A 14,550-nucleotide genomic window follows, 5' to 3' on the forward strand; every position below is an offset into this window, starting at 1 on the left:
ACGATTGTCGGTGGTGTGCGAGAGGAACGATCGCGTATGTCGGAGGAGACGCCGGTCGCGGCGGGACCGTGGGATCTGGTGGCCGAGGGCTACGCGCAGACGAGCGAGCCGGTGCTCGGCCCGTTCGCGGCGCACGCGCTCGAGCACGTCGGCCTCGGTCCGGAGAGCGAGATCGTCGACGTGGCGGCGGGGACCGGGCTGCTGAGCCTGGCCGCGGCCGCACGGGGTGCGAAGGTGAGCGCTATCGATCTGTCGGCGCCGATGATCGAACAGCTCACCGCCGCAGCCGAACTCGCCGGGCACACCACCATCACCGCCGAGGTCGGCGACGGCCAGGAACTGCCCTACGCCGACGCGAGTTTCGACGCGGGCTTCTCACTGTTCGGCCTGATGTTCTTCCCCGACCGTGCGCGCGGTTTCGCCGAACTGCGCCGCGTGCTGCGCCCCGGCGCCACCGCGGTGGTCACCGCCTGGGCACCCGCCGTCGACTCCTCGCTGATGCGTGCCCTGTTCGGCGCGCTCACCGCGGGCGACCCGAACACCTCGCTGCCCCGGCCCGACGCGCGCGAACTGGAGAATCCGGCCGTCTTCGAGGCGGAGATGCGCGCGGCGGGCTTCGACGATGTCACCATCCGCCCGCACACCGCCGAGATCTACTTCCCGAACGCGGAATCCCTGTGGGACACCATGACCCGCAGCAGCGCGCCGCTCACCGTGCTCAGACACGAAGTGGGCGAGGCGGAATGGCAGCGCCGCACCGAGGCCGCCATCGAGTACCTGGGTTTCACCTACCGCCCGAACACCGCCCTGTTCGCCAACGCGCTGATCGGCGTGGGAACGGTACCGGCGGAATGAAAAGAACTGCCCGCCACCGGTTCCGGTGACGGGCAGTTCGGCAGCACCACCTAGCGCGGGGCCATGCGCAGCGCGCCGTCCATGCGGATGGTCTCGCCGTTGAGGTAATCGTGGGTGGCGATGTACTCCACCAGCTGGGCGTACTCGTCCGGGCGGCCAAGGCGCGACGGGAACGGGACACCGGCCTCGAGGCCCTTGCGGTACTCCTCGGTGACACCGGCCAGCATCGGGGTGTCGATGATGCCGGGGGCGATGGTGTTCACGCGGATGCCGAACTGGGCCAGGTCGCGCGCGGCGGGGACGGTCATGCCGTGCACGCCACCCTTGGAGGCCGAGTAGGCGATCTGGCCGATCTGGCCCTCGAACGCGGCGACCGAGGCGGTGTTGATCACCACGCCGCGCTGGCCGTACTCGTCGACCGGCTCGGTCTTGGCGATGGCGTCGGCGGCCAGGCGCATCACGTTGAACGTGCCGAGCAGGTTCACGGTGATGACCGTGCGGAACAGCTCCAGATCGTGCGGGCCGTTCTTGGACAGGATGCGGCCGGCCCAGCCGACACCGGCGCAGTTCACCACGATGCGCAGCGGCGCCGGGCCCTCGGTGATGGTGGCGATCGCGGCGGCGACCTCGTCGTTGCTGGTGACGTCGGCGGCGATCAGGGTGACACCGGCGGGGACATTGTCGCCCGCGCGCTCGATGGACGCCGGAACGTCCAGGCCGAAGACGGTGGCGCCCGCGTCGGCCAGACGCTTGGCGGTGGCGGCACCGAGGCCGGACGCGCCTCCGGTGACGATGGCGGCGGAACCCGAAATCTCCACAGTGATCCCTTTCTGATTAGCAAACTGCCAACAAAGGCACCCTAGCCGGTTGCGGACGTGGTGCCTATCACGCTGCCCGACTACCCGGTAGGAGCTGGTGAATTACCGGTGAACAGGCGTGTTTTCCGGTGGTAACGTGCCGTCATGAGTTGGTTCTCCGGGCCATCGGTGGCTGGGCGCAAGGTACTGATCACCGGTGCGGCGCGCGGGATCGGCGCGGCGCTGGCGGTCCGGCTGGCCGCGCACGGGGCGCAGGTAGCGCTGCTGGGGCTCGAGCCTGAACTGCTCGCCGAGGTGGCCGCCGAATGCGGTGACGCGCCTTGGCGCTACTGCGATGTGGCCGACCGCGCGCAGGTCGAACGCGTGGTCGAGGCGCTGGTGGCCGAGCTGGGCGGGCTCGACGTGCTGGTCGCCAATGCCGGGATCGCCAAGCAGATGGCCATGATCGGCGGCGATCCGGGCGTGCTGGAGGAGACGCTGGCGGTCAATGTGCTCGGGGCGGCCTATGTGGTGCAGGCGGCGGGGGCGCATATCGCGCGACCGGGCGGGTATGTGCTGATGATGTCGTCGATCTCCACCGCGGTCCAGTTGCCGCTGGCCGGTGCCTACAGCGCCTCGGCGGCCGCGATCGAGGCGCTGGCCATCACCCTGCGCTGCGAGCTGCGCTCGACCGGCGCCAGGGTCGGCATCAGCTATTTCGCCGAGATCGACACCGACATGACCCGGCGCGGCTTCGGCACCGCCGCCGCGCACACCGTGCTCGCCGAGATCAGCTTGACCGGCATCTCGCCGATCGGACCGGCCGTCGAGGCGCTCGAACGCGCCATCGCCCGCCGATCCAGGACCGTGGTCTCGCCCTGGTGGGTGGCGTTGGTGCTGCCGGTGCGACCCTTGGCGCAACTGGTGGTGCAGCGCCTGCTCGGCAACAAGGTCGACCGCGCGGTGGAGATCGCCCGCACCGAGGAAGTCCCGTTCACCACCACCCAGCCTGCCCGTCCACGCAGAATGGAACGACGATGAGCGATTCGGCACTGCGCCCGCTGCCGCGCGGCAGGCACCACCTCTCCCGCGAAGAGGTGGTGGCCTCCCAGCGTGAGCGCATCCTGGTCGCGATGGGCGAGGCGATGACCGAGGGCGGCTACGTCGGCACGCCGGTGGCGGCGGTGCTCAAGCGCGCCGGGGTCTCCCGCGAGACGTTCTACGAGCTGTTCCGCTCCAAGGAGGACTGCTTCGCCGCCGCGTTCGATCGCGTCTCGGGCCTGCTGGCGGCCAAGCTGCAGGCGGTGATCGCCGAGTGCGCCGACACCGACGCGCTCACCAGGATGGACTGCATCCTCACCGCCTACTTCGACCACATGATCGACGACCCCGCCTCGGCCCGGCTGTTCCTGGTCGAGGTCTACGCGGTGGGCCCCTCCGCGATCGAGGCGCGGATGGCCCTGCAACAGCGCTTCGTCGAGGTGGTGGCCACCATGCTCGGCGCCGAGACCGAGGAGCAGCGTTTCGCCTGCGCCACCCTGGCCGCCGCGATCGGCGCCATGGTCACCGGCCGGATCGCCGCCGACGAGCTCGACAGCCTGCGCGGCCTCAAGGACGAGCTGATCGCCCTGGCCAGCCGGTCGGGCACGCTCTACGGCAACGCCTTCGCCGGCTGATCGGCCGGGCTCGGCACGCTCTTGCGGCTGAGCTTCCACACGCCAACGCCCGCGCCGGTCACGGCGGGCGCCAGCAGGGCCACCGCGACACTGCCCCAGCCACCCAGGCCGGGCACGAAGGCGTCGAGCACCGTCTTGGCGGCGAAGAACAGGAACAGCAGGCCCGAGGCGATCGCGATGCCGCGTTCGGGCAGGTGCTTGCCCGCGAGCTTGCCCACCAGGATGGCCAGCGCGCCCGCGGCGACCATGCCCGCCACCGAGCCGATCCACACCGCCAGCCAGCTGTTGTTGGAGGCCAGCGCGGCGGCGGCGAACATGGTGCGGTCGCCGAGTTCGGCGAGCATGAAGGCCGAGATCACGACCAGGAACGCATTGCGGGTGCTCGGCGCGGGGGTCTCGTCGGCCTCGTCGGCGGCGCCCAGCGCGTCGCGCAGGGTCCACAGGCCGACGGCCAACAGGGTGAGCGCGGTGACCACGGCGATGGCGTTCGCCGGTAGCGCGGTACCGAGGAAATGGCCGACCCCGGCGGCGATGAGATTGACCGCGACACTGGCGACGCTGATCCCGGCCAGCACCACCCACCAGCGATAACGCAGCGCGAAGGTCAACGCCATCAGCTGCGATTTGTCGCCGAGTTCGGCGAGGAACAGCACGCCGAAGCTCAACAGGATCGTGGTGATCATGAATTCAGCTCCCAGGACAACACTCCGGCCTGTGGCTGAGGAGACGGGTGCGCCTTCAGCCACACCGGTCTGCGGATCGGTTCGTGGCCGAAGGTCTCGCCCACCGGTGGTCACCGGTTCACACAGCCGGACCGCGCCGAGGCGCCGATCAGTATGTCGACTGTGCGATTGCGGGCTACTCCCCTTCGCTGCTGTCCACCCTAGCCCGATAGCTGCCGAGATGCCAACCCTGTGTAATCGAAATCGCCCTGGCCGCAATAAGTTTGGCTGAGCGGCCCGGATAGTTCGGGTGCCCTGATTCCGGTGGTCCGGACGGCCGTTGCCAGCCGTTCGCCGGACCGCTCACGCCGAAAGCCTCAGGCCGCCAGCAGCATCGCGAGCACGGCGGTGTCGGGATCGCTGATCAGGTCCATCCCGACCCGGCTCACCAGCGAGGTGACCGTCCCGTCCAGCTCGGCCTCGGCCCACGCCGCACGGTGCTCCAGGCCCAGATGCGGCACACCGGGCAACAGCACGCAGCCCGACGCCGCGCCCGCGCACTCCGGCAGCGAGGGCCGCGTCTCCGACGGCGGATGCAGCATCAGCAGGGCGGGCGGCACGTGCGCGGCGAAGCGCCCCGGCTCGATCGCCTCGTCGCCGAGCACCGGCCCCTCCGCCAGCACCAATCCGACCGTGCCGGGCTGGGGATCGTCGGGCAGTTCCTCGCGCACCCCGAACACGGTGGTGGTCAGCAGCAGGCCGGGCATCGAGGCCACCCGCACCGCGAGCACCAGCACCTGCGCCCACTCCTTGGTGGTGTCGGGCCACCGGCCCGAGACCACGAACCCACACAGCTGACCGCGCGCCTGGAACGGCGTGATCCCGATCGGACCCTGCGTCGTCATGATGGCCTCCCGATGTCCGGGGGCGACTTTGCCCGTATAGATCAGGGATAACCCGAAACCCATCTGGCACACAAGTACCACTGAGTGCCAGGAACTGGGCAAACAACGCAAAAGACCTCCCAGCGGTGCGCTGGGAGGTCTTTCGAGGCGGGGCTCAGCCGAAGATGAGGCCCTTGCCCTGGCCCACGGCGCGGGCGAAGCGGTCCTGCACGTCGGCCCAGTTGACGACGTTCCAGAACGCGGTCACGTAGTCGGCCTTGACGTTCTTGTACTGCAGGTAGAAGGCGTGCTCCCACATGTCGACCTGCAGCAGCGGGATGATGCCGATCGGCACGTTGGCCTGCTGGTCGTACAGCTGGAAGGTCAGCAGGTTCTGGCCCAGGGTGTCGTAACCCAGGACGGCCCAGCCGGAGCCCTGCAGGCCGTTGGCGGCCGCGGTGAACTGCGCGCGGAACTTGTCGAACGAACCGAACTGGTCGTCGATCGCGGCGGCCAGCTCGCCCTCGGGCTTGTCGCCACCGTTGGGGGAGAGGTTCTTCCACCAGATGGAGTGGTTGGTGTGGCCACCCAGGTGGAACGCCAGGTTCTTCTCGTGCAGGAAGATGGCGCCGTGATCGCCGGACTCGCGAGCGGCTTCCAGCTTCTCGAGTGCGGTGTTGGCGCCCGCGACGTAGGCGGCGTGGTGCTTGGAGTGGTGGATCTCGTTGATCTGCCCCGAGATGTGGGGCTCCAGTGCGCTGTAGTCGTAATCCAGATCCGGCAGCGTGTACTCGGCCACGTTGTCCCTTTCCTGTGTCGGGCTGTGTGCGCCCATCCGTTCGAGCACACCAACCATCATTCGTACACCCGCTCGCTGCAACCTTCTACACGCGCCTCCACATTCCCGAGTCATTGCGGCTGGTGCCGCGGGTTCTGTTTTCTCGAGCTACAGCGGCGGTGCTACATCGGCTTTCGATGCCCGCGCGTCACCGGAATCGTGTGCGGCCCACCAGCGGCGCCCGCCGGCGATGAACTCCGCCATCGGGATCTCCTGGCCCGCCAGGTCGGTGACGGTGATCCGGTCGAACCAGACGCGCACGTCGAGTTCGCGCGGGTCGATGCCCTCTTCCTGGGAGAACTCGATGACATGCGCGGCGATGCGCTGATCGAGCACGGTGTCGAAGCTGAGTAGCTCGCTCCACAGCGTCCAGCCGCTGTCGTCGAGGTCGATGAACTCCCAGCCGTGCAGGCCGCCGCCGCCGAAACTCTCGATGGCGTCGTCGAGCTGGTCGAGGGTCAGCGGCAGGACGCGGGCGTCGATGTCGTCCCAGCGCTGGATGCGCAGGGAGGCGGCGACGCGGGTGACGCCGGTGAAGGTGAGCAGGACTTTGGTGTCGGTGGGCGCGGGTCCGTCCGCGGGTAGCGTCAGCACCTCCAAGGCGAGTTGCAGCCGTCCGGCCGCGGCGTCCACTTCTACCCCGAGACAGGTGGATTCGGACAAAGCGGTATTCAGGCCGTTGATGTCGAAACTGTCGAGTAGCCCCCTGCTCGTGTTCATGCGCTCAGGCTACCGATCCGCCCGCCCAGATCCCAGGATTTAGGATTTTCTCTACGGATGTCGTTTTTATGGAACCGAATCGGGTCGGCTCGCGTCCAAGTAGATGTCGGGACCGCTGAGACCGCGGAATCCCGACGTCAGCGGCGAACGACCGCTCCGGGATGACATGGAGGGGAGTCCCGGATCGGTCGTTCCCGCTAGTCGTCCCAGGGCTCGACATCGGTTGATAGCCCGATCCTCATGAATGTGTGCTGACCGATAGCTGAGACCTGTGGATCAAGTTGTGGATTCTGTGGATAACCGGGATCGGTGCACCGACCCCGCACAGGAGCGCCCGGGCCCTGGCCCGGCATGGCAGGATCGAGGCGTGACGAGCTCCGATGTCCCGACGGTGCCGGTGGGTGCGGTACCCGCCGCGTTCGACGACGCCGAACCGGCCCCCGGCGCCCAGCTGCTCGACGTGCGCGAACCCGACGAATGGGCCCTCGGGCACGCGCCCGGCGCGATCCACATCCCGATGGTCGACGTGCCCGCCCGGCTCGACGAGATCGACATCGACGCGCAGGTGTACGTCGTGTGCAGGCAGGGGGGCCGCTCGATCGAGGTCGTGCGGTATCTGGCCCATATCGGGTACGAGGCGGTGAACGTCGCGGGCGGCATGGTGGCGTGGCAGCGCACCGGCCGCCCGGTGGTCGCCGACGGCGAGCACGAAGCCAAGATCTACTAGTCCGGAACGGGGTGCGCGGGTGAGTTCGGTGGTGCAACCATGTGCACGCTGTGGCGCGCGGTGGGCGGTGCAGGGCGCGCCGATGCACTGGTGCCCGCGCTGCCGGGGCGTGCTGCTCTCGCCCGGCACGGTCGACGCCCCCGCCGCGCAGCGCAACTACCGCTGGGTCGCCCGCAGGCCCGACCACCGCACCCGGCGGCCCACCGCGTCGAGCACCTCCGCTCCGCTGGGCCCCACCCCGCACTACACCGAGACCCCGCGCTGGGGCCTGCTCGACGCCCCGCCGCAGGCCACCGCGGCGCCGCGCCGTCCGCTGCGCGGGCTCGCCGCGCGCCGTGACCAGCTGCTCATGGCCAGCGTGCAGGTCTTCCTGCTGGCCGGCCTGGCCGAATACGGCCGGTACCTGATCCTGCTGCGCAACCGCACCCGGCTCATCCCCGAATGGCTGCTGTGGCTGTCCGACTCGGCCGTGTGGGTCTTCGGCACGCTCGCGCCGATCGTCGCCCTGGTGACCGCGCTGTCGCTGGTGGCCTGGCTGATCGAGGCCCGGCGCGACGCCTTCGCCGCCGACGGCCACCGTGATCCGCGCAGGCGCTGGACCCTGATCGCGGGCTGCCTGATCCCCGGGGTGAACCTGATCTGGCCCGGGGTCTTCCTCACCGAACTGCTCGGCCCCGACCCGAATCCGCGGGCGCTGCGCGCGGTGCGGGTCTGGTGGGCGGCCTGGGTGGTCAGCGGGCTGATCCTGGTCGCCGCGACGCTGTGGCGCGACGCGGGCACCCTGCAGGCCGAGGCCGACGGCGTCTCGTTCACCGGATTCAGCGACCTGTGCGCGGCCGCGTTCGCGGTGCTCACCCTGTGGACGGTGCGTCTGCTCGAAGGTCGTGACCTGCGCGGCGAAGCCCGCACCGCACACCGCTGGGTGCGCGCGGCCGACCCCGCCCAGGTCGTCATCGCCCCGGTCCAGCCGGGTGCGCCCGCGGCGATCGAACGCGCGGATTCCGCCGGCACCGGCGAGAATGCGCTGGAGGAGGTTGTGGCCAAGTGACCCAGGGCAATCGCGCGCCGTTCGTGGTCGCGCATCGCGGCGCGTCCGGGACCCGACCCGAACACACCCTCGCCGCCTACGAGCTGGCCTTGCAGGAGGGAGCCGACGGCGTCGAATGCGATGTCCGGCTCACCCGCGACGGCCACCTGGTCTGCGTGCACGACCGCACCGTCGACCGCACCTCCGACGCCACCGGCCTGATCAGCGAACTGACCCTGGCCGAACTCCAGGACATGAACTTCGGCACCGCCGAACAACCGCAGGGCGTGCTGGCCCTGGCCGACCTGATCAGCCTGGTCCTGGACTGGCGCAGCAGGCCGACCAAGCTGTTCATCGAGACCAAACACCCCGTGCGCTACGGCGCCCTGGTGGAGAACAAGGTGCTCGCCGAGCTGCAGCGCTTCGGCATCGCCACCCCCGCCTCGGCCGACCACTCGCGCGCGGTGGTGATGTCGTTCGCCGCCACCGCGGTCTGGCGCATCCGCCGCGCCGCGCCGCTGCTGCCCACCGTGCTGCTCGGCGAGTCCTCGCGTTTCCTCGGCGGCGGCGCCGCGACCACGGTCGGCGCGACCGCCGTCGGCCCGTCGGTGAAGACGCTGCGCGAACACCCGGAACTGGTCGACAAGGCCGCCGCCGCGGGCCGCGCCACCTACTGCTGGACGGTCGACGACCCCGACGACGTGAAACTGTGCGCCGACCTGGGCGTCAGCTGGATCGCCACCAACCACCCCGCGCGAACCAAAGCCGTGTTGAACTGAGTGACGGGGGAGTGAGCGGTGCCATAGGCGCTCGCCCTAGACTTTCCGCGTGGGTAAAAGCAAGCGGAACAGTCCGAAGCCCGACAGTAATCGGGCTCAGCGTCTCGCCGAGCGGCGTGCGGCGCAGGAGCAGGCATCTGCGGCCGTGACGCGGCCGTTCGAGGGGCTTGCTGCCGAATGTGATCTGGTGGCGCTGCGGGAGTTCGTGCCGTCGGCGACCGCGACCTTGAAGCTGGCGCCGGGTGTGGCCGCCCAGCGTGAGGTCACCTTGGCGACGGTGCTGCCGGGTGCGGTGGCGGCGCTGGTGCGGGCCGCCGACGAGCCGGTCGGCTTCGTCGGTACGCAGATGCAGTACCAGGGTGGTGACGCGTCGGCCGATATCGCCGCGGCCATCCTGTGGACCCAGTCGGCCGAGCCGGGGGATTCGCTGACCTCGGCGGAGTCGGTGGCGGGCGGGCCGCGTCTGGCCGACGTCATCGACCCGGGCGCCGATCTCGAGCTGACCGTGCACCAGGACTTCGACTGGTGGGTGCCCGAGGGCGTCACCCCCGACCCGCAGGTCGCGGCCACCATCGAGCAGGCCAAGCAGGCGATCATGCCCTCGGCGCGGCTGGATCTGGGTGCCGACGGCGTCGGCGCGGCCTGGTGGGTCGACGCGGGCGACAAGGCGCACGTGCGCTGGGTGCGTCCCGAGGACGAGGACGCGCTGATGCTGGCGCTGGCCCGCGTGCACGCCACCGGTGGGTTGCACATGGGCGAGGGTTCGCGCTTCGCGGGCTCGTTCCGCACGCACGGCCTGCTGGTGCCGGTCTTCGACCTCGATCCCGAGCGTCACCCCACCGAGTGGGAGGCGCCCGCACGCGAATTCGGCGCCCGCCTGGCCGAGGCCCTGGCGTCGAAGGCGGAGATGACCAGCGCCGAGCGCCGTTCGCGCGACGGTCTGCGGTCGCGTCAGGTCACCCTGCGCTGACCGGCCGGTGACACGACGGATTCGGCTCGCGGGTGCGCGAGCCGAATCCGGGGTCACGAACTAGACGCTGCCGCCGGCGACGGCAGGCGCGCCCGAGGCTTCCTTCGTGGTGCTGAGCTCGCGCCACATGAACGCCTCCAGGTCGAACAGGTTCGACCCGGCGCGATCGGCGATGTTGAGCAGCGTGGTCATGTGCGCGACCTCTTCGACCTGTTCCTTCAGGAACCACTGCATGAACTGCTCGCCGAGGTAGTCGCCCTCTTCGCGAGCGGTGCTGGCCAGGCGCACGATCTGGTCGGTGACCGTCTTCTCCTGGGCCAGCGCGAGCTCGATCGGCTCACGGGCGTTCTCGAAGCTCGACTTGGCCGCGTCGATGCCTGCGATATCGACGGCGATATCCCGGTCGACGAAATACTGCACGATCATCATGGCGTGATTGCGCTCTTCGACCGACTGGGCGTAGAACCGCTTGGCCAGCTGCGGCAGGTCGTTGTTGTCGAACCACACAGCGATCGCGATGTACTGGTGTTCGGCGTTGAACTCATGCCGGATCTGATCTTGGAGCAGGCCGTGGAATTTACTGCGGGGGGGTTCCGGATGAATCGACATGGCCGCCACATTAGCCCTGGTCAGAGGGCTTGTCATCCAAGTGCAGCCTTATTGAGGACAGTATTCCCTAACCAAGTATTTCCTAATTGAGCGTCCCCTAAGCGGTGCCCGCCATGCGTGGCGCGGTGGTATCGACGGGTACCGCGGCGGTCAGTTCGCGGCGAATGAATTCCTCGACATCGAACAAATTGTCCTGCCGGTCCAGCACCGTCAACAGAGTGTCCATCTCGGCGACATCATCGATCTGTTCGCGCAGAAACCACTGCATGAATTGTTCGCCGAGGAAATCACCTGACTCCCGCGCGGTCGCGGCCAGCGCGCTGATCTGCGCGGTCGTGGTCCGCTCACGGTCGAGCAGGAAGGCGATGGCGGCGCGCGGGGAATCGAATTCCGGGCGGATCTCGTCGAGCCCACCGATCGTCACGCCCGCCTCGCGGTCGAGCAGATACTGCACCATCCGCATGGCGTGGCCACGGTTCGCCGCGGATCTGGCATAGGTCTGCGCGGCCAGCTCGGGCAAGCGCTGGGCATCGAAGTAGACCGCGGCGGCCAGATACTGCTGGGCACTGGTGAGACCGTGCCGGACCTGGTCGCGCAGCATGTCGGAAAACGTACGATCCTCGGCCATACTTCGACGTTACCGCGTGAGCAGGTCCTCCGGAATCGGCCGATCGTTGGCGAGCGCGTCGAAGAAGTCCGGGGCCTTGGCCTTGTCCCAGAGCAGCACGTTGCCCACATCGGTGTCGTCGAAGCCGCCGATCGGGACGCTGGTGGTCACCGTGTCGCCGCGCATCGCCCAGCCGAGTGCCGCGAGGTTCCAGATGTGGTCGCCCTCGTCGACCTTCAGCGAGCCCGCGACACCGGTGGCCATCGGCCACAGCGCGAACGGGTTGGCCAGGGTGCCCATGCTGGTCGCCTTCTTCAGCAGCGCCGACATGAAGATCCGCTGGTGGTTCATCCGGTCGACATCGGCGCGCGGGGTGGCGCGGGTGCGCACGAAACCGAGGGCCTGCGGGCCGGTCAGCCGCTGACAGCCCGCGGGCAGGTCGAGCCCGGCCAGCGGGTCGACGATCGGGTCGTCCAGGCACACATCGATGCCGCCGAGCGTGTCGACCACGCTCGCGAAGCCGCCGAAACCGATCTGGGCGTAGTGGTCGATGCGCACGCCGGTGGCCTGTTCCACGGTCTGGACCAGCAGTTCCGGCCCGCCCAGCGCGAAGGAGGCGTTGAGCTTGTCCTTGCCGTAGCCGGGAATGCTGACGTAGGAGTCGCGCGGCAGGCTCACCATCGTGGTCGGCCCGGAGCCGGGGATGTGCACCAGCATGATCGTGTCGGTGCGCTCGGTGCCGTCGATGTCACCGCCGGTGGCGAGTTCCTGTTCCTGTTCGGGCGTCAGGTCACCGCGGCTGTCGGAGCCGACCAGCAGCCAGTTGGTGCCGGGGGTGTTGCCGACCCGGTCGCTGTAGGAGGTGAGCGCGTCGATGCGGGTCAGCGAGTTGTCCAGGTGCACGATCCCCGCGACGAGCCCGACGACGAGCAGCACCACCAGCACGGTGAACCACCGCAGCGGATGACGCCTGCGCCTGCGCCGCGGCGGCTGCGGCTGCCTGCCCGCGTCGGCCGGTGGGGGCGTGCGGCGCGGGGGGAGCGAGTCGTGGTGCGGGACCGGGCGCTGCGTCGGCGCGTGCCGGATGGGCTCGCGCCGCGGCGGCGGCTGGGCATGCGGCTGCCGGGGTTTGACGTGCTCGCGCGGCATCTGCGAGTAGGCCAGCGGCTGGTCGCCACGGCCGTCGCGGTGCATGACCTGGGTGGGTTCGATGTGTGAGGCGGGGGGCCTGCGGTCCGGCGGCGGCGTGTGGCGGACGGTCTGTCCGTCGGCCGGTGGCGGGACGGGGCGTCGGCCGGGGCTGCCCGGCGGTGGCGTGCGGCGTGCGGCCATGGGGTCGCCGCCGGGGTGGCGGGAGCGAGCGTCGTCGGACAGCCGGTGCGGCGGCGCGTGCGGATCCGCGGGTGGCGAGACGCGGTCGCCGCGGCCGGGCGCGGGGCTGTCGCCGGGCTGGCGGGGGCGCCGGTCGGTGGCCGGAGATCGGCCGTAACCGGGCGGGGTGCGGCGCGGATCCGGACCGTCGCCGGGCGGGCGTCGACCGCCCGCGGGGCCGGCTTCGGCGGGTGGCAGCGGCGGCTGACCGGGGCGGCCCTGGGGTGGCGGCACCCGGCGCCTGCGTGGATCGTCGCCGTTCATCACCGTGAAACTCTACTGATCGTCGGGAGCGCGGGCCGGTTGTGCGCGCTCGGTCACTACTGGATACCCCGCGGGGGCGCCGGTGTTAGCGCGAAACGCGGTCGAGTGGCCGAACTCGCCGCGACACGCCGATCACGGCAGCCACGACACGCGTCCACGCAGCACGTTGTAGCCGAGGTAGGCGACCGCGTCGATGAGCGCGTGGGCCAGAATCAGCGGCCACAATCTGTTGGTCTTCTGCCAGTAGCGGCCGAAGATGATCCCCATCACGATATTGCCGATCCCGCCGCCGAGGCCCTGATACAGGTGGTAGCTGCCGCGCAGCAGCGCCGAGGTGAGCAGTGCCGAGTTCTCCGACCAGCCCAGCTTGCGCAGCCGGGTGAGCAGATAGGCCACCACCAGCACTTCCTCGGCCACCGCGTTCGCACACGCCGAGGCGACGAGCACCGGTAGCCGCCACCAGTGTTCCGAGAGCGAACTGGGCACGATGGTCACGCTGAAGCCCAGCGCGTGCGCGATCAGATACAGCGCCAGGCCGGGCAGGCCGATCAGCGCGGCCAGCCCGATCCCCGGCAGCACATCGGCGCGCCGGATTCTGGCCAGACCGATCAGCCAGGGGCCGATCCCGCTGCGCCACAGCAGGTACAGGCCCAGCGCCGCCCAGGCCAGCAGCCGGGTCACGCCGACGAGCTGGAAGAGCAGGTCGAGCAGGGAGTTGTTGGAGCGGGAGGCGTTGAGCGCGACCGTCCGTCCGCCGACGCCGCCGGGTGAGAGCGCCGAGTCGATCAGCGACAGGGCCGCGCTGATGCCGCTGAGCCCGAAGGTCACCAGCAACACGATGACGATCTCGCACTGGATCTCGCGGCGGCTGAGCTCGCGGGTCTGCGGTGGCGGGGTCTGCGCTCCGGCGTTCAGGCGCCTGCTCCTTCGCTGTCGGTCGGGCCGGCGTCGCGCCGACCGGCTGCAGCGAAGTCTAGGCAGGCCGGGATCAGATGCGGCGCAGGCCGTTCAGGAACGGGCAGCCCGCCAGGATGCGCACGGCCTTGCTCAGCGATTCCACGTCGTCGGCGGGCGTGGCGAAGGGCAGGCGCACATCGTGGTCGGCCTCGGGGCCCTCCACCCGCAGGGTCAGGCCGTAGCGGTCGATGGCCAGCGGGTGCACCATGCCACCGCGCAGGCGGGTGGGCAGGTGCCGCGAGAGCTGGGCGACGACATCGGCGTGGTCCTCGGCCATGTGCTGCAGCCAGGCGCTTTCCATCTGGCAGAACGGGTCGGGGGAGGCGGCGCGCAGGTCGGCGTGGTCGACGGATTCGGCACCGGAGGTGTCGGCGAGCACCGCCGAGTTCACCACCACCCGCAGCAGCGTCGTGGTGTGGCCGATGTCGAGCAGGCCCGGGTGCGGGTACTCCTTGGCGATCTCCACCGCCAGCGCGCGCTGCGCCTGCGCGGGCACCTGCCGCACCCAGCCGCGCAGCCAGACCAGCGCCCGCACCGGCTCGCGCAGCGGCAGCGGCGCGTGGTCGGTGAGTTCGAGGACCGCCGAGGTCTCGTTGGCCGTGGCCGCCAGGGCCGCCGCGATCGATGCCGCCGGAACCGCGATCACGGCATCGCCACAGCGCCGCAGGTGATGCAGCGTGGTGGGAACCGGATCGATGCCGGGCAACGCGAGCACCGCGGTCTCCGCGTGCGCACAAGCGCTGCGCACCCGCTCCGCGGTGGTCGGCGCGACGATCGTGGTGGGGCTCGACATGACAACCTCCGCGA

At 70.0% G+C, this 14,550-nt stretch carries 17 protein-coding genes; 7 read left to right on the plus strand and 10 right to left on the minus strand.

Annotated elements, in window-relative coordinates; all coding sequences use genetic code 11:
• Positions 1-36: 36 nt before the first annotated feature.
• Positions 37-855, plus strand: coding sequence for a class I SAM-dependent methyltransferase (locus ACFC06_RS18230; protein ID WP_375932260.1), 819 nt, complete (start codon positions 37-39; stop codon positions 853-855).
• Positions 856-905: 50 nt separating this feature from the next.
• On the opposite strand, the gene ACFC06_RS18235 is transcribed toward ACFC06_RS18230, so the two are convergent.
• Positions 906-1,673, minus strand: a complete 768-nt coding sequence (locus ACFC06_RS18235) for an SDR family NAD(P)-dependent oxidoreductase (RefSeq protein WP_278260850.1) — start codon at positions 1,671-1,673, stop codon at positions 906-908.
• Between the two features lie 144 nt (positions 1,674-1,817).
• Here ACFC06_RS18235 and ACFC06_RS18240 point away from each other — a divergent pair, with 144 nt between their 5' ends.
• Together ACFC06_RS18240 and ACFC06_RS18245 are read left to right on the plus strand one after the other, a co-directional pair.
• A complete protein-coding gene (locus ACFC06_RS18240) occupies positions 1,818-2,693 on the plus strand; it encodes an SDR family NAD(P)-dependent oxidoreductase (protein WP_375932263.1) in 876 nt (291 codons plus the stop codon).
• Positions 2,690-3,328, plus strand: coding sequence for a TetR/AcrR family transcriptional regulator (locus ACFC06_RS18245; RefSeq protein WP_375932266.1), 639 nt, complete (start codon positions 2,690-2,692; stop codon positions 3,326-3,328). Before ACFC06_RS18240 ends, ACFC06_RS18245 begins: the two co-directional genes overlap by 4 nt.
• Here ACFC06_RS18245 and ACFC06_RS18250 read toward each other — a convergent pair.
• The 4 genes from ACFC06_RS18250 to ACFC06_RS18265 all read right to left on the minus strand — a co-directional run bounded on the left by ACFC06_RS18250 (position 3,304) and on the right by ACFC06_RS18265 (position 6,432).
• Positions 3,304-4,011, minus strand: coding sequence for a TMEM165/GDT1 family protein (locus ACFC06_RS18250; RefSeq protein WP_375932269.1), 708 nt, complete (start codon positions 4,009-4,011; stop codon positions 3,304-3,306). The genes ACFC06_RS18245 and ACFC06_RS18250 overlap by 25 nt on opposite strands.
• 356 nt (positions 4,012-4,367) lie before the next feature.
• Positions 4,368-4,895, minus strand: coding sequence for a peptidase (locus ACFC06_RS18255; RefSeq protein ID WP_375932272.1), 528 nt, complete (start codon positions 4,893-4,895; stop codon positions 4,368-4,370).
• 154 nt (positions 4,896-5,049) lie between these two features.
• Positions 5,050-5,673 carry a superoxide dismutase gene (locus tag ACFC06_RS18260; protein ID WP_375932275.1) on the minus strand — a complete coding sequence of 208 codons (624 nt, stop codon included), beginning with the start codon at positions 5,671-5,673 and terminating at the stop codon, positions 5,050-5,052.
• 147 nt (positions 5,674-5,820) lie between these two features.
• Positions 5,821-6,432: a hypothetical protein gene (locus ACFC06_RS18265; protein ID WP_375932278.1), complete on the minus strand. Its 612-nt coding sequence runs from the start codon at positions 6,430-6,432 to the stop codon at positions 5,821-5,823.
• A 367-nt stretch (positions 6,433-6,799) separates the two neighbouring features.
• On the opposite strand from ACFC06_RS18265, the gene ACFC06_RS18270 reads away from it, so the two are divergent.
• Genes ACFC06_RS18270 through ACFC06_RS18285 form a run of 4 tightly spaced genes read left to right on the plus strand, consistent with a single transcriptional unit; the run spans position 6,800 to position 9,935 of the window.
• A complete protein-coding gene (locus ACFC06_RS18270; RefSeq protein ID WP_375932280.1) occupies positions 6,800-7,159 on the plus strand; it encodes a rhodanese-like domain-containing protein in 360 nt (119 codons plus the stop codon).
• A 19-nt stretch (positions 7,160-7,178) separates the two neighbouring features.
• On the plus strand, positions 7,179-8,207 hold the full coding sequence (locus ACFC06_RS18275) for a DUF4328 domain-containing protein (RefSeq protein WP_375932283.1): 1,029 nt from the start codon (positions 7,179-7,181) through the stop codon (positions 8,205-8,207).
• The gene (locus tag ACFC06_RS18280) at positions 8,204-8,965 is read left to right on the plus strand and encodes a glycerophosphodiester phosphodiesterase (RefSeq protein WP_375932286.1); all 762 of its coding nucleotides are present in this window, start codon (positions 8,204-8,206) and stop codon (positions 8,963-8,965) included. The genes ACFC06_RS18275 and ACFC06_RS18280 overlap by 4 nt, the downstream gene beginning before the upstream one ends.
• A gap of 49 nt (positions 8,966-9,014) precedes the next feature.
• Positions 9,015-9,935: a DUF5926 family protein gene (locus tag ACFC06_RS18285; protein ID WP_375932289.1), complete on the plus strand. Its 921-nt coding sequence runs from the start codon at positions 9,015-9,017 to the stop codon at positions 9,933-9,935.
• A gap of 60 nt (positions 9,936-9,995) precedes the next feature.
• On the opposite strand, the gene ACFC06_RS18290 is transcribed toward ACFC06_RS18285, so the two are convergent.
• From ACFC06_RS18290 to ACFC06_RS18310, 5 genes are all read right to left on the minus strand, one after another.
• A complete protein-coding gene (locus ACFC06_RS18290; protein WP_375932292.1) occupies positions 9,996-10,544 on the minus strand; it encodes a ferritin in 549 nt (182 codons plus the stop codon).
• 97 nt (positions 10,545-10,641) lie between these two features.
• Positions 10,642-11,172: a ferritin gene (locus ACFC06_RS18295; RefSeq protein WP_375932294.1), complete on the minus strand. Its 531-nt coding sequence runs from the start codon at positions 11,170-11,172 to the stop codon at positions 10,642-10,644.
• 9 nt (positions 11,173-11,181) lie between these two features.
• The gene (locus ACFC06_RS18300) at positions 11,182-12,345 is read right to left on the minus strand and encodes an LCP family protein (RefSeq protein ID WP_375935590.1); all 1,164 of its coding nucleotides are present in this window, start codon (positions 12,343-12,345) and stop codon (positions 11,182-11,184) included.
• 573 nt (positions 12,346-12,918) lie between these two features.
• On the minus strand, positions 12,919-13,701 hold the full coding sequence (locus ACFC06_RS18305) for a CPBP family intramembrane glutamic endopeptidase (protein ID WP_375935593.1): 783 nt from the start codon (positions 13,699-13,701) through the stop codon (positions 12,919-12,921).
• A gap of 73 nt (positions 13,702-13,774) precedes the next feature.
• Complete coding sequence (locus ACFC06_RS18310; protein WP_375932297.1) at positions 13,775-14,536, minus strand: DUF2470 domain-containing protein; 762 nt, start codon at positions 14,534-14,536, stop codon at positions 13,775-13,777.
• Positions 14,537-14,550: the final 14 nt, after the last annotated feature.

It is taken from the genome of Nocardia sp. NPDC056064 (assembly GCF_042266925.1).
In the GTDB taxonomy this organism is placed as follows: Bacteria; Actinomycetota; Actinomycetes; order Mycobacteriales; family Mycobacteriaceae; genus Nocardia.